Annotated in this window: 13 protein-coding genes; 6 read left to right on the top strand and 7 right to left on the bottom strand. The window is 36.7% G+C overall.

Annotated features, from left to right (window positions below; translation table 11 throughout):
- Window positions 1–204: 204 nt before the first annotated feature.
- Together gdhA and JMA43_RS01740 are read right to left on the bottom strand one after the other, a co-directional pair.
- Entirely contained in the window at window positions 205–1,548 is a 1,344-nt protein-coding gene (gdhA, locus tag JMA43_RS01735) for an NADP-specific glutamate dehydrogenase (protein ID WP_342154314.1), read from the bottom strand.
- Window positions 1,549–1,662: 114 nt separating this feature from the next.
- Window positions 1,663–2,817: a cystathionine gamma-synthase gene (locus JMA43_RS01740; RefSeq protein WP_342154316.1), complete on the bottom strand. Its 1,155-nt coding sequence runs from the start codon at window positions 2,815–2,817 to the stop codon at window positions 1,663–1,665.
- 89 nt (window positions 2,818–2,906) lie between these two features.
- Here JMA43_RS01740 and JMA43_RS01745 point away from each other — a divergent pair, with 89 nt between their 5' ends.
- Entirely contained in the window at window positions 2,907–3,665 is a 759-nt protein-coding gene (locus JMA43_RS01745; protein ID WP_342154317.1) for a DUF3298 and DUF4163 domain-containing protein, read from the top strand.
- Here JMA43_RS01745 and JMA43_RS01750 read toward each other — a convergent pair.
- Window positions 3,631–4,098 carry a DinB family protein gene (locus tag JMA43_RS01750; protein WP_342154319.1) on the bottom strand — a complete coding sequence of 156 codons (468 nt, stop codon included), beginning with the start codon at window positions 4,096–4,098 and terminating at the stop codon, window positions 3,631–3,633. The two genes, JMA43_RS01745 and JMA43_RS01750, sit on opposite strands and share 35 nt — an antisense overlap.
- Before the next feature lie 145 nt (window positions 4,099–4,243).
- Here JMA43_RS01750 and JMA43_RS01755 point away from each other — a divergent pair, with 145 nt between their 5' ends.
- Window positions 4,244–4,597: an arsenate reductase family protein gene (locus JMA43_RS01755; protein WP_342154321.1), complete on the top strand. Its 354-nt coding sequence runs from the start codon at window positions 4,244–4,246 to the stop codon at window positions 4,595–4,597.
- Window positions 4,590–5,498 carry a DMT family transporter gene (locus JMA43_RS01760; RefSeq protein WP_342154323.1) on the top strand — a complete coding sequence of 303 codons (909 nt, stop codon included), beginning with the start codon at window positions 4,590–4,592 and terminating at the stop codon, window positions 5,496–5,498. The genes JMA43_RS01755 and JMA43_RS01760 overlap by 8 nt, the downstream gene beginning before the upstream one ends.
- Window positions 5,499–5,615: 117 nt before the next feature.
- On the opposite strand, the gene JMA43_RS01765 is transcribed toward JMA43_RS01760, so the two are convergent.
- Complete coding sequence (locus JMA43_RS01765) at window positions 5,616–6,098, bottom strand: acyl-CoA thioesterase (protein WP_342154325.1); 483 nt, start codon at window positions 6,096–6,098, stop codon at window positions 5,616–5,618.
- 120 nt (window positions 6,099–6,218) lie between these two features.
- On the opposite strand from JMA43_RS01765, the gene JMA43_RS01770 reads away from it, so the two are divergent.
- The 3 genes from JMA43_RS01770 to JMA43_RS01780 all read left to right on the top strand — a co-directional run bounded on the left by JMA43_RS01770 (window position 6,219) and on the right by JMA43_RS01780 (window position 8,694).
- On the top strand, window positions 6,219–7,181 hold the full coding sequence (locus tag JMA43_RS01770) for a YheT family hydrolase (protein WP_342154327.1): 963 nt from the start codon (window positions 6,219–6,221) through the stop codon (window positions 7,179–7,181).
- A gap of 88 nt (window positions 7,182–7,269) precedes the next feature.
- Window positions 7,270–7,785 (top strand): azurin, encoded by a 516-nt coding sequence (azu, locus tag JMA43_RS01775; protein WP_342154329.1) that lies wholly within the window; start codon window positions 7,270–7,272, stop codon window positions 7,783–7,785.
- A gap of 12 nt (window positions 7,786–7,797) precedes the next feature.
- Window positions 7,798–8,694 (top strand): 3-keto-disaccharide hydrolase, encoded by an 897-nt coding sequence (locus tag JMA43_RS01780; RefSeq protein WP_342154331.1) that lies wholly within the window; start codon window positions 7,798–7,800, stop codon window positions 8,692–8,694.
- Window position 8,695: 1 nt separating this feature from the next.
- On the opposite strand, the gene JMA43_RS01785 is transcribed toward JMA43_RS01780, so the two are convergent.
- The 3 genes from JMA43_RS01785 to JMA43_RS01795 form a co-directional block, all read right to left on the bottom strand.
- On the bottom strand, window positions 8,696–9,391 hold the full coding sequence (locus tag JMA43_RS01785; RefSeq protein ID WP_342154333.1) for a Bax inhibitor-1/YccA family protein: 696 nt from the start codon (window positions 9,389–9,391) through the stop codon (window positions 8,696–8,698).
- Between the two features lie 212 nt (window positions 9,392–9,603).
- On the bottom strand, window positions 9,604–11,004 hold the full coding sequence (locus tag JMA43_RS01790; protein WP_342154335.1) for a TolC family protein: 1,401 nt from the start codon (window positions 11,002–11,004) through the stop codon (window positions 9,604–9,606).
- Window position 11,005: 1 nt separating this feature from the next.
- Window positions 11,006–14,155: an efflux RND transporter permease subunit gene (locus JMA43_RS01795; protein WP_342154337.1), complete on the bottom strand. Its 3,150-nt coding sequence runs from the start codon at window positions 14,153–14,155 to the stop codon at window positions 11,006–11,008.
- Between the last annotated feature and the right edge of the window lie 20 nt (window positions 14,156–14,175).

Raw genomic sequence — 14,175 nt, forward strand, 5'->3', positions numbered from 1 at the left:
TTTATCTTTTCCCCATACTGCTTCCTTGATTTTTAATACTTTTTAAATAGGTCAATTTTATCACATAATTCATATATCGAACTCACACTATATTATCATTTCCATATTACCACAAACAATAATACAGATTAAAACTCTGAAAAAATTCAGCAAAAAAAAGAGGCTTCGTAAAAAAGCCTCTTTAGTAATATTATAAAAAAGTGATTAAACTACACCTTGCGCTAAAACAGCATCGGCAACTTTCACGAAACCAGCAATGTTTGCTCCACGTACATAGTTAATGTATCCGTCTTCATCTTCTCCATGCTCGATACAAGAATTGTGAATACTCTTCATAATTCCTTTTAGCTTCTCATCAACTTCTTCTCTTGTCCAACTGTAACGCAAAGAGTTTTGCGCCATTTCCAATCCAGAAGTAGCAACCCCACCAGCATTTGACGCTTTTCCTGGAGCAAATAAAATTTTAGCTTCATGGAAAACTGTAACTGCACCTGGCGTACACGGCATATTTGCACCTTCACTAACGCAAACACATCCGTTTTTCACCAATGCTTCCGCATCTTCTTTATCTAATTCGTTTTGTGTTGCACATGGCATTGCAATATCACAAGGGATGTGCCATGGTGTTTTTCCTGCGTAATATTCAGCATTCGGATATTTCTCAAGATATTCAGAAATTCTACCGCGTTTTACGTTTTTAATTTCCATAACGTACGCAAGTTTTTCTTCGTCGATACCATCTTTATCATAAATAGTTCCGCCAGAATCAGAAAGCGAAACCACTTTTGCGCCTAGTTGCGTTGCTTTTTCCGTAGCATATTGCGCCACATTTCCAGAACCAGAAACTGTAATAACTTTTCCTTCTAAGCTATCTCCTTTACGCTCCAACATATTTTGTGCAAAGTACACATTTCCGTATCCTGTAGCTTCCGGACGAATAAGCGAACCTCCCCAAGAAAGTCCTTTTCCCGTAAGTACTCCTGTAAATTCGTTTCTAATTTTACGGTACATTCCGAATAAGAAACCAATTTCTCTGGCACCTACACCTATATCTCCAGCAGGAACATCGGTATTCGGACCAATATGTCTAAAAAGTTCGGTCATAAAACTATGGCAAAAACGCATAATTTCGTTATCTGACTTTCCTTTCGGATCGAAATCGGAACCTCCTTTACCTCCACCCATTGGCAAAGTAGTTAAACTGTTTTTAAACACTTGCTCGAAAGCTAAGAATTTTAAAATACTCAAGTTTACCGTTGGATGAAAACGAAGTCCACCTTTATATGGACCTATTACAGAACTCATTTGAATTCTGTATCCTCTATTTACTTGGATTTCTCCTTTATCGTCAACCCATGGTACTCTAAACATAATTGCTCTTTCTGGTTCTACCATACGTAACAATATATTTTTACCATTGTAAATTTCATGCTGAGCGATGTAAGGTAAAACAGTTTCTGCTACCTCACGTACTGCCTGAAGAAATTCGGGTTCATGGGCATTACGGACTTTCACTTCGTCCATGAATGCTTCAATTTTTTCGTCCATTGCGTTCATATAAAATGGATTAATTAAGTATTTAGTAATATGCAGGCAAAATTATACTTTTTATTGAATATGATTGCCTCTTTTTTATAAAATTGATAATTTCAAACGTTTTCGTTAACCTATTGCTTGACTTAAATCCTCAATTAGGTCGTCTTTATCCTCTATTCCTACACTTAGTCGGATAAGCGCATCAACTACGCCTACTTTTTCACGTTCTGCTTTAGGTATAGAAGCGTGTGTCATGCTTGCAGGATGCCCCGCCAACGATTCTACACCGCCAAGGGATTCTGCCAACGTAAACACCTTTAAGTTTTCTACTATTCTGATAGCTTCATCATAATTATTTCCTTTGGCAACAAACGAAATCATTCCGCCGAAACCTTTCATCTGGCTTTTAGCGACTTCATGATTTGGGTGTGAAGCAAATCCTGGCCAGTAAACCTTTTCTATTTTTGGATGCTTCGCTAAAAAATGAGCAATCGCTTCGCCATTTTCACAATGCCGTTGCATACGTACATGCAACGTTTTAATTCCTCTTAACACCAAAAAACTATCCATTGGTCCTGCCACGGCGCCACTTGCATTTTGTATAAAATACAATTTGTTGGCAAGTTCTTTTTCATTTACAATTAAAGCACCCATTACCACATCGCTGTGCCCGCCCAAATATTTGGTAGCCGAATGCATTACAATATCTGCACCCATACTTAACGGTTGTTGTAAATAAGGCGTTGCAAAAGTATTATCTACACCCAACAAAACCTTGTGTTTTTTTGCAATGTTTGCAACCGCTTGAATATCTATAATATTCATCATTGGGTTGGTTGGCGTTTCTACCCAAATAAGTTTCGTATTCGAGTTGATATACGGTTCTATTTCGGAAGGATTTTCCATGTTTACAAAGTGGAATTTTATTCCAAAATCTTCAAAAATCTTTGTAAACAATCGGTAGCTACCGCCATACAAATCGTTGGTCGATACTACCTCATCACCTGGTTTTAAAAGTTTCATCACCGCATCAATCGCCGATAGTCCGCTTGCGAAGGCCAAACCATAATTTCCGCCTTCGATACTTGCTAAACTTTGCTCTAATGCCGAACGTGTTGGATTGGCACTTCGGGAATATTCATATCCTTGATGTCCTCCAGGAGTTGTTTGCGCATAGGTAGATGTTTGGTAAATTGGCGGCATTACTGCTCCATAAGCTTTGTCGGGCGCTTGCCCACCATGAATGGTTTTCGAATTGAAGCGTAACGTATCTTTACTCATAACTTGAAGATTGTCTAACAAAAATATCGTTTACTTTTGGGGATTGCAAAGAACAATGTACCTTTATTCTTTATTTAACAGCAATTTATATGAATCGTTTTTTTGCCATCGGAATTCTCCTCGCTCTTCTTGTTTTTTCATCATGCGAAACGGACAATTCTATTTCTTTTATCAATCAAAATATCGCTACAAATACTTGTGAATCTTGTCCGAAGATAAGCATTGATATTCCGCAGGCACAACCTGAAAATGAGATTTCTAAACGCATCAATAGCGAAATCGACACTTTTGTTACAAGCACTTTAAACTATTCCGAAGAAAAAACAACCGACTCCATTTTGGAAGCTGTTGCAATTTTTAATACTGAATATAAAAAGTTAAAAGAACGATTTCCAGAAGATATCATTCCATGGGAAGCTACTATAAAAGGAAATGTTTCTTTTGAAAACAACTTTTTTACTTCCGTAGCAATTGAAAGTTACATTTTTACAGGAGGCGCGCACGGTTACGGAAGCATTTCATTTTTAAATTTTGACACAAAAACAGGTAAAAATCTTACGCCAAACGACCTTTTTAAAGACAAACAAACACTTATTGATATTGCTGAAAAAGAATTTAGAACTGCACAAAAAATAAAACCCGATGCTAATATTAATAGCACCGGATTTATGTTTGAAAACGACGCTTTTCATCTTCCAAGCAGTATTGGGTTTAATGAAAAAGGTCTTGTGTTAATTTACAATCCGTACGAAATTGCTTCGTATGCCGACGGACGTACCACCATCGAAATTCCGTTTGAAACAGCCAAACAATTTATGAAGCCTGAATGGCTCTCAGAAGTGCATTGATAAACCCAGTGTGCAAACCTTCGTGGTAATTGTTAAAAGTAATCGCATCTTCAATACTCGCCAACGTCATTCCAACACTTGTGGTGTAACTATTGTATGAAGTTATGCTTTTATAATCTTGTTTTATGCGCTCAATATTCAGCATTAATTCTTCTTTGTAAGCATTAAAATCTTCCAAAGAAACAGGTTTTTCTGGGTTGGGAGCAGTCCCTTTTCTGTAATCATTCACCAAGGCATCCGAAACATACATAGGCTGTCCAGCCAGTTTATAACAAAGTAATTGTTGGGTAACCAATAAGTGAATAACATTCCAAGCAATATTGTTCTTAAACCCTGTAGGGATTTGGTTTATTTGTTCTTCGGAAAGGTTTTCAGTAGCTTTTAAAACTGCTTTTCTGCTTTTTTCTAAAATTTCAAATTGATAGTCAATCATAGTATGTTTTTTATAAGAATGTAAAAATAAATATTCTATTCTGAATAAACGCTGAACATTTTAAGAGCTTCTTGTTATAATTCCGAAGAAAAGAAAGTGTAACTGACTTAATAGCTTTAAATTTGTAGTGAAATATAGTTTGCTCATGAAAAAAATATATTACCTAAGCACTTGCGATACGTGTAAGAAAATTTTAAATGAATTGGATGTTCCATCAGACTTTATACTTCAAGACATAAAAACTGATGCGATTACCGAAACACAATTGGAAGAAATGAAAGCGCTTGCTGGTTCTTTCGAATCGCTTTTTAGCAAACGCGCCCGATTGTACAAAGAGCGTGATTTGAAAAACAAAACGCTTACCGAGCAGGACTATAAAGAGTTAATTTTAGAACACTACACTTTTTTAAAGAGACCTGTAATTATTAATAAGGAGGAAATCTTTATAGGAAACAGTAAAAAAACAATTGCATCGGCAAAGGAAAGCATTCATGGATAAACGAATATTAGCTTTATTGGCAGCTTTTGGCGCTAGTGTAATTTATGGAATTAATCATACCGTTGCCAAAGATGTAATGCCTAGATACATCGAACCTTTTGGGTTTATTTTCTTGAGGGTTACAGGGGCTGCTGCCTTATTTTGGTTGATTAGTTTTTTTGGTCCGAAAGAAAAAATAGACCGCAAAGATTGGCCTCGACTTATTGCAAGTGCAGTTTTTGGTATGGTAATAAATATGCTGATGTTTTTTAAAGGGCTTAGCCTTTCTACGCCCGTAAACAGTGCGGTTATTTCTACCATTACACCAATTTTTGTGTTTGTATTGTCGGCTGTAATTATAAAAGAACGCATTACTCCCATTAGAGCTTTTGGGGTTTTACTTGGTCTTGCTGGTGCTCTTGGACTTATTTTATTTGGAGAACAAATGCAAAAAGGCGCGCCAAACATTGCTTTAGGGAATATGATGCTGCTTACCAATGCAATTTCATACGGAACGTACTTAATTTTAGTAAAACCGCTTACCGCAAAATACCATGCTTTTACCATTATGAAATGGCTCTTTTTAATCGCTATTTTTGTAAACTTCCCGTTTACAATTTCAGAATTTAGAGCGGTCGAGTGGAGCTCTTTGCCTTTTGACGCTATTTGGCGAATGGCATTTGTGGTTCTCGGAACTACATTTTCCACCTATCTTTTAAATATCTACGCATTAAAGCAATTAAAAGCTTCTACCATTGGCGCTTTTGTTTATTTACAACCGCTAATAGGAATATTTTTTGCTGTTTTGGTGGGTGCAGACACTATTAGTTTCGTTCGAATTATCGCAGCTATCTTGGTATTTATTGGAGTTTATTTGGTTACTAAAACTAAAAGAGAAACCACCATCAAAGAAGCTTCGTAACACTACATAAAAAAGCTCCCTTAAAAGCTAACTTTTAAGGGAGCAAACAAAAAAATATGTGTCAACATTTTATTGTAAAGCAAACTGCTTTTATAAATTCAACACCAAAAATCAAACCTATTCTGGTTTTAAATCTACTGGCATTTTAGCATGTTTGCGGGTATCTTCTTTTGTTAAAAATCTGAAGTCTTTAGCACGCTCCATTTTATCAAACAAATGCGCTGCTTCTTCTGGTAATCCAATAAGTTTACGAGATTCTAAATCAATCCACGCACCCATTATTTCGCAATGCGCAACATTTCTGCCCTTGTAATCGTAGTAGTTGTGATGAAATTCAAAAAACATTCCGTCTTCACTCATTCCTTTTAACTCTAAAGAAACGGTTACGGGTTTTCCTGAAAATACTTCCTTGAAATAATAAATGTGCTCGTAAAAAACAACTGGACCAATATTTAACTTTCCGAGCAAACGCTGATCAAAACCTTTCTCAATTAAATACGACATTCGTGTGTGGGCAGCAAACTCAATATAAGCCTTGTTGGCCAAATGTCGGTTAGCATCCAAATCGTTCCAACGAATTTCAAATTCTTTCGTGTACATTGTTTATCTCTTTAAGTTAGTGTAGTACTTTCAAACCAAATTTTCTTAATTTTAAGCTTGAAAAAACAAAGTTACAAACTATTATTATGCACGCATAATATTTAACGTATTTCTATCAGTATGCCAATAATTACTTCTGCTTACCATCCGCCACATTTTTTTAAAAACGGACATTTTGCAACCATTTATGCAGGGAAATTAAGAAAAGTAAACGGCGTAAAACAGCAACGTAAACAACTCGTTACCAACGATAACGATTTTATAGATTTGGATTGGAGTTTTACTGAAGAAAAAACAAACAAACTTGTAATTATTTTTCACGGTTTAGAAGGAAATGCTCAACGTCCGTATGTTACAGGAAGTGCCAAAATTTTCAATAAAAACGGCTATGATGCTGTTTGCGTAAATTACCGTAGTTGCAGTGGCACGCCTAACAAACTTTTCCGTTCGTACCATTCAGGAGATAGTGATGAAGTAGAATTTATTGTACAACATATTTTAAACAACTACACCTATTCCGAAATTGTTTTAAAAGGGTTTAGCTTAGGCGGAAATCTTACACTGAAATACCTCGGACAGCACCAAATCCCTTCAGCAATAAAAGCAGCAATTGCCGTTTCGGCACCTGTAGATTTGTATGGCTCGATGTTGGAAATCCATAAACGTAAAAACTTTATCTACGCACTTCGATTTAAAAAATCATTATTAGCAAAGCTGAAAGAAAAGCAACAACTCTTTCCTGATAAAATTACCGATCAAACCATCAAAAAAATCATCACTTTAAAAGACTTTGATGATATTTACACTTCGCAAGCACACGGATTTAAAAATGCTTTGGATTATTACGATAAAAGCAGTGCCATGCACACTTTGGAAAACATTAAAATTCCAACCTTAATTCTCAATGCTAAAAACGATTCGTTCTTATCGGAACGTTGTTTCCCTATCGAAGCTGCAAAAAACAACACACATTTGCATTTAGAAATTCCTGAATACGGCGGACATGTTGGTTTTTACGACACTCAAAATGTTTATTATAACGAAAAAAGAGCGCTTCAGTTCGCAACGGAAGTCACAAAATAATGTCAATTCTCCACCTTTTATTAAAAATCGCAAGCTCTAAATGCTAGATAAATACGTATCTTAGCAGTTAAATAAAACATATTAACAAATGAAATTATACAGTAAACTAGCTGCATGCCTATTTTCGGTAGCCATTATAAGTTGTGGTGACGGAAAAAAAGAGAAAAAAGAAGAGAAGTTTCAATACGAACAAGAGCAAACTTCTACTAAAACATCTGGTGCTGAGGAATCGCAAAACAATGTGGTAATTACGGCAAATGACATGATGAAATTCAGCAAAAACGAAATTAAAGTTAAAGCTGGAGAGAAAGTAACGATTACTTTAAAACACGTTGGAAAACTTGACAAAAAAGTAATGGGACACAACTTGGTAATTTTAAAAGCTGATGCCGATTTAGTTGACTTTGCTACAGCAGCAACAAGCGCTGTAAACAACGAGTACATCCCTGAAGGAACTGACGCTGTAATTGCACATACAAAACTTATTGGTGGTGGTGAGAGCGACACTATTACTTTTGATGCTCCAGCTGCTGGAACATACACTTTTTTATGTAGTTTCCCTGGACACTTTGCAGCTATGCAAGGTAAATTTATTGTAGAATAATTTATTTTTTAGATGAAGTTATATCAGTTTTTTTCAATAGGAATTTTAGTTTTTTTGGTGTCTTGTAGAAACACAAACACACAACCCGAAACCGCAATTGAAGAAACTGAAACTGAAGTCCAGCTAGCGTGGCAACAGCTTTTTAATGGCAAAGACCTCACTGGCTGGACTCCAAAAATTCGTCATCATGAAGTTGGCGAAAACTACGCAAATACCTTCTCGGTTAAAGACAGCTATATTACCGTAAACTACGACGGTTACAACGATGTTTTTAACAAGCAATACGGACATCTATTTTACAACAAACCTTTTTCGGCTTATTTTTTGGCTATCGAATACCGATTTATAGGAAACCAAATAGCCGATGGTGAAGGTTGGGCATACCGAAATAGTGGCGCGATGCTACACGGACAAGCGCCAGAAACTATGCTAAAAGACCAAGATTTCCCAATAAGTATTGAAGGGCAATTTTTGGGTGGAAATCCAGATACAGACGAAGAACGACCAACCTTAAACTTATGCACTCCTGGCACCAATGTTGTTTATAAAGACTCCATTTTTACACCGCACTGTACCAATTCGTTATCCAAAACATACCGAGGCGACCAATGGGTTAGAGGAACCTTTTTGGTGTTGAAAGATTCAATTATAAAACACATTATTGAAGGTGAAACTGTTTTGGAATACATAAAACCTCAACTTGGAGGTGATGGCGCAAGTGTGTATAACCCTGCTATATTAGAAGAAGGAAAACCACTTACCGAAGGTTATATTTCTATACAAAGCGAAAGCCACCCTATACAATTTAGAAAGGTAGAACTTATAGATTTAGACCCCATTTACCACGACAAGCAAAAGCTTAACGCTACTATTGATGCTATTTTAAAAGAAGAAAAAGAGAAAATGTAAGTTATTTTCTTCTTCCGAAAATTCTAAGTAGAAACAAAAACAAATTAATAAAATCCAAGTACAAGGTTAAAGCGCCCATAACGGCTTCTTTAGTATCTTCCTCTGTACCCTCGTTTCCGATTATATTCATTCGTTTAATTTTTTGAGTATCGTAGGCAGTTAAGGCTACAAAAATCAAAACTCCGGCATAGGTAACAATCCAATAAAGCATTTCATTTTGAAAAAAGAAATTAACTACGGATGCTATAATAATTCCTATAAGTCCCATAAAAGCTATATTTCCTACGGAAGTAAGGTCGGTTTTGGTGTAGTAGCCATAGATACTCATAACGCCAAAAGTACCCGATGTAATATAGAAAGTAGTGGCGATTGACTCCGCTGTAAAGGCGAGGAAAATAACTGAAAATGTAAGTCCGTTTAAAATAGCATATCCAACAAACAAAGCTATTGCAGTAGAAGCTTTAATTTTATTTATGGCAGCACTCAAATAAGCAACAGCAGCAAATTCTGCAATAAGCAATCCATAAAAGTAAAGTTTATTACTAAAAATAATATTAATTATTGCATCGGTATTTGCAACCCAAGCAGCAATTAAACCTGTAACTATTAAAGCTCCAGACATCCATCCGTAAACTTTTGTCATAAACCTTGCTTGCTCTGCTTTTACTTGCTCGTTTGTTAATCTGTCTATTTGCATTTTTACAATTTTAAAAAAACTAATTAACGAGTTTTATTTTTAAAAACATAGAAAAGTTACTTCCAATTTCTGTGTTAGGGATAGCAGTGAAAAGCCCGGAGCTTTTGCGAGGACTTGCAACGGATAGCCCGGCGCGATAGCGCAACACCCAAAAAACAAAAGCCCTCACTTTCGTAAGGGCTAACCATGAATGAAATTCATTTAGAGACAACTTATTGCCACCCGCCACCAAGTGCTTGGTAAAGGGTTACGACTGCGTCTAAACGAAAATATTTGTTTTGAACAAGTAGTAATTCTGAGTTTAGAGAGTTCTCACGAGCGGTTAAAACCTCTAAATAGTTTACTAAACCTTGATTTAATAATTCTTCTGAATATTGTGTTGCTAAGCTGTATGCTTCGTATTCTTTGCTTCGAGCATCGATTTTATCGACTGCCGCTTGGTAGCTATACAAAGCGTCTGATACTTCGCGACCAGCAGTTAAAAGCGTCTTTTTATAATTGAGTAAAGCTTGCTCTTGTTGCGCCTGCGAAACTTCGTATTGCGTACGAATTTTACGTCCGTTTAATACAGGTTGCGCTAAACCAGCCACAAGCGTATTAAATAGCGAACTCGCATCGATCCAGTTATCAAAATTTACACTTTGGAAACCTCCCGTTGCACCCAACGTGATTGATGGGTAAAAGTTGCTTCGGGCAACATTTGTAAGTTCAAAAGCATTAACCAAATTGTATTCAGCACCTGCAACATCTGGTCTGTTGTGCAACAATAGATAAGGAACTCCAGTTGTTAATTCGGCATCAAAGCTTTGGGTATCCAACGAACCTCTTTCGATAGTGTGCGGTGGTTGCGCCAATAAAATTGAGAATGCGTTTTCTAACAACTTAATTTGGTTTTCCAAATCTACCTTAATTGCTTTGGCAGTGTACAATTGCGCCTCGGTTTGCTTTACAGCTACTTCGGTAACCATCCCTGCTTGTTTTAGCGCTTGGGTAGTTTCTAAACTTCCTTCGCGGTTATCGATGGTTTCGTTCGTAATTTTCAACTGCTCGTCTAACGACAACAATTGGTAATACGACGATGCTACGGCAGCAATCAATTCGGTTTTAACAGCTTTGTGCGCTTCTAGCGTTTGTAAATAAGTAGCTTCGAAGGCTCTTTTGTTGCTGCGTATTTTCCCCCAAATATCTGCTTCCCATGATAGGTTTGCAGACAATTCGTATTGCGTAATTGGTCGGTTGAAAATACTTCCAAACTGACTATTCTCTGAGTTATCCTGACGCGTAACCGAACCATTAATTCCTAATGTTGGATAATAACCCGCTTTTCCTTGTTTTAAATATGCTTCGGAAGCGGCAATTTGCTGTAATGCAATTCGAATATCCAAGTTGTTTACCAGCGCAGTATCGATATGTCTTTGAAGAATAGGATCTTTGAAAAGCTCTTTCCAAGAAACCATTCCTAAAGAAGCACTGTCTTGTGTTATCTGATCTGTTCTAAATAAGTTCTCTGTTTCTACCTCCGGTCTTTCGTAGTTTTTGGCTACAAAACACGATTGTAATAGTAAAGGAATACTTACTGCTACCAGAATTTTATATACTTTTAAATTTCTCATGTTAGTTAACGTTTTCTTCAGATTGAACAACAGTTTCTGGTGCTCCAGTAATTTTTTCTTGTAACCACTGAAATATCACAAATAGAATTGGTATTACAAAAACTCCTAAGATGGTACCAACCAACATTCCTCCTGCTGCACCTGTACCGATAGAACGGTTACCAGCAGCTCCAACTCCTCCAGCTAAAGCCAAAGGCATTAACCCTAAAATAAAGGCAAACGATGTCATTAAAATTGGTCTTAAACGAGCTTTTGCACCGTGAATAGCAGCTTCTGAAAGACTCTCTCCATGTCGACGACGCTGGAGCGCAAACTCCACAATTAAAATTGCATTTTTCGCCAAGAGACCAATTAACATAATTAAAGCAATTTGGAAGAAAATATTGTTTTCTAAACCTACCAATTTCGTTGTAAAATACGCTCCGAATACCCCAAGAGGCAAGGATAAAATTACAGAAAATGGTAATAAATAACTTTCGTATTGTGCTGATAGTAGAAAGTAAACAAACACAATACTTAAGATGAAAATAATGATAGTTTGGCTACCTGCATTTACCTCTTCTCGTGTTAACCCAGAATAAGCAACCCCATAATTTGATGGTAATTTAGCTGCTTCGGCTTCAACCACAGCAATAGCATCTCCCGTACTATAACCCGGATTTGAAGCTCCTGTAATTTTAGAAGAGTTAAATAAGTTAAAACGCGTAACCGATTGCGGCCCGTAAACTCTTTTTAATTTCACAAACTGTGTAATAGGCGCCATTTCTCCTTCGCCAGTTCTTACGTACAATTCGTTAAGCGATTGTTTGTTGTTTCTATCTTCTGGTAAGGTTTGTAAATACACACGATACTGCTTACCAAAGCGGGCAAAATCGGCTGCGTAAATCCCTCCAATATACCCTTGTAATGTAGAGAAAATTGAGTTAATTGGCACTCCTTTTTCTTTCGCTACTGGTACATTGATTTCCATTTCATACTGCGGATATTTTGTAGTAAACGAAGATTGCGCATATTGAATTTCAGGATGCTCCATTAAAGCCATCATAAAATCTCTATTCGCCTGATCTAGGTCTGTAAACTCACCTCCAGATCTATCTAATAAATTCACTTCAAAACCTGAAGAAATACCAAACCCTGGAATACTTGGTGGCGCAAAGAAAATAATGTTTGCTTCTGGAATTCCTGCTGCAATTCCAAACAAACGCTTGGTTAGTGCATCTACCGAAAGTGAATCGTCTTCTCTTTCTTCCCAATCTTTCAGCTTAATAAATCCGAGTCCGTAGTTACTTCCTTGACCTCCTAATAAACTAAAACCATTAATTACAGAAACCCCTTCTACACCTGGTAAATTTTTTGCTTTTTCATAAAGCATACGGTTTACTTCTCCTGTTCTATCTACTGAAGAACCTGCTGGTAATTCAATATTTGCAAAAATAATTCCACGGTCTTCATTCGGTACAAAACCTGTTGGTGTTGTAGAAGAAACCCAAATAATTCCTGCTACAGAAGCTGCCAAAGCAACCCATGTAATCCATTTGTTTTTGTATAAAAATTTCAACGATTTTCCGTAGCGCTCAGTAGTGGCATTAAATCCTCTATTGAAGCTATCGTAAAAACGTTGTAAAAATGTAGTATTCTTTTTCTCTTCTTCGGAATGAACTTTTAAGAAGATTGCACAAAGTGCCGGACTCAACGTTAATGCGTTTACAGCCGAAATCATAATCGCAACAATAAGTGTAATACCAAATTGTTCGTAGAACACCCCTGTTGGCCCTTGAATAAATGTTACCGGAATAAATACCGCAGCCATTACCAGCGTAATCGAGATAATTGCTCCAGAAATTTCGCTCATCGCATTAATCGTAGCCGATCTTGCTGATTCTTGGCTTCCTTCTTCAATTTTGGCGTGGACGGCCTCTACAACCACAATCGCATCATCCACCACAATACCAATTGCCAGTACTAATGCAAATAAGGTTAATAAGTTAATTGAATATCCGAAGACATTTAAAAAGAAGAACGTACCAATAATTGCTACTGGTACTGCAATTGCTGGGATTAAGGTAGAACGAACATCTTGTAAGAAGATAAATACTACCAAGAACACCAATATAAATGCTTCTACTAGTGTATGCACTACTTTATCAATAGACGCTGTTAAGAAGTCGTTGGTATCGTATGGAATAAACAAGTCAATTCCTTTAGGGAATGTCGGTTTTAATTCGTCTAATTTCGCGCGAATTGTTTCAATAATTTCCTGTGCGTTTGACCCTTTTGTTTGGTAAATCGCCATGTTTACACTTGGGTATCCGTTCGTGATAGAACTATTTGCATACGATTGTGCGTTTAATTCTATTTCAGCAACATCTTTTAAGCGTAAATATTGACCATCTCCAAGCGCTTTTATAATAATGTCTTCATACTGCTTTTCAGTTTTAAAACGTCCGCTGTATTTAATAACATACGAAAAAGCTTCTCCGTTATTCTCTCCAAGTGCTCCTGCTGCAGCCTCCAAACTTTGCTCGTTTAAAGCCGCCATAACATCCGTAGGAATTAAGTTGTATGCTGAAAGCTTTTCTGGTTTTAACCAAATTCGCATTGCATAATCCTGACGAGAAAATACGTTTACATCTCCTACCCCTTTTACACGTTGAAGCTCTGGAATAACATTAATTTTTAAGTAATTCTGAACATACGTCGCATCGTAATCTTCATTCGTTGAGAAAAACGAAATAAACATCAACGAACTCGTTTGTTGTTTTTTAGTAATTACCCCTGTTTGTACAACTTCCTGCGGAAGCAAAGCATTTGCTCTAGCTACACTATTTTGTACGTTTACCGCAGCAATATCTGGATCGGTATCTTGATCAAAATATACGGTAATATTTGCAGTACCAGCATTGGTTGCAGTAGAAGTAATGTAAGTCATCCCTTCAACTCCATTCACTTGCTCTTCAATTGGGATAATAACACTCTCCAAAATTGTTTCGGCACTCGCTCCAGGATATGTAGCATTTACCTGCACTGTTGGCGGAGCAATATCTGGATACTGCTCTATTGGTAATGTTAACACTCCTAACACCCCTAATATTACGAGTATAATTGAGATTACTGTAGAAAGTACAGGTCTCTCGATAAATGTTTTTAACATAACTTATTTTTTTAAGCTGA

This window comes from Joostella sp. CR20, from assembly GCF_038433465.1.
Lineage (GTDB): Bacteria > Bacteroidota > Bacteroidia > Flavobacteriales > Flavobacteriaceae > Galbibacter.

Coding starts and splice junctions, on each gene's coding strand:
- gdhA (WP_342154314.1), bottom strand. CDS start 1,548: ATGGACGAAAAAATTGAAGCATTCATGGACGAAGTGAAAGTCCGTAAT.
- JMA43_RS01740 (WP_342154316.1), bottom strand. CDS start 2,817: ATGAGTAAAGATACGTTACGCTTCAATTCGAAAACCATTCATGGTGGG.
- JMA43_RS01745 (WP_342154317.1), top strand. CDS start 2,907: ATGAATCGTTTTTTTGCCATCGGAATTCTCCTCGCTCTTCTTGTTTTT.
- JMA43_RS01750 (WP_342154319.1), bottom strand. CDS start 4,098: ATGATTGACTATCAATTTGAAATTTTAGAAAAAAGCAGAAAAGCAGTT.
- JMA43_RS01755 (WP_342154321.1), top strand. CDS start 4,244: ATGAAAAAAATATATTACCTAAGCACTTGCGATACGTGTAAGAAAATT.
- JMA43_RS01760 (WP_342154323.1), top strand. CDS start 4,590: ATGGATAAACGAATATTAGCTTTATTGGCAGCTTTTGGCGCTAGTGTA.
- JMA43_RS01765 (WP_342154325.1), bottom strand. CDS start 6,098: ATGTACACGAAAGAATTTGAAATTCGTTGGAACGATTTGGATGCTAAC.
- JMA43_RS01770 (WP_342154327.1), top strand. CDS start 6,219: ATGCCAATAATTACTTCTGCTTACCATCCGCCACATTTTTTTAAAAAC.
- azu (WP_342154329.1), top strand. CDS start 7,270: ATGAAATTATACAGTAAACTAGCTGCATGCCTATTTTCGGTAGCCATT.
- JMA43_RS01780 (WP_342154331.1), top strand. CDS start 7,798: ATGAAGTTATATCAGTTTTTTTCAATAGGAATTTTAGTTTTTTTGGTG.
- JMA43_RS01785 (WP_342154333.1), bottom strand. CDS start 9,391: ATGCAAATAGACAGATTAACAAACGAGCAAGTAAAAGCAGAGCAAGCA.
- JMA43_RS01790 (WP_342154335.1), bottom strand. CDS start 11,004: ATGAGAAATTTAAAAGTATATAAAATTCTGGTAGCAGTAAGTATTCCT.
- JMA43_RS01795 (WP_342154337.1), bottom strand. CDS start 14,155: ATGTTAAAAACATTTATCGAGAGACCTGTACTTTCTACAGTAATCTCA.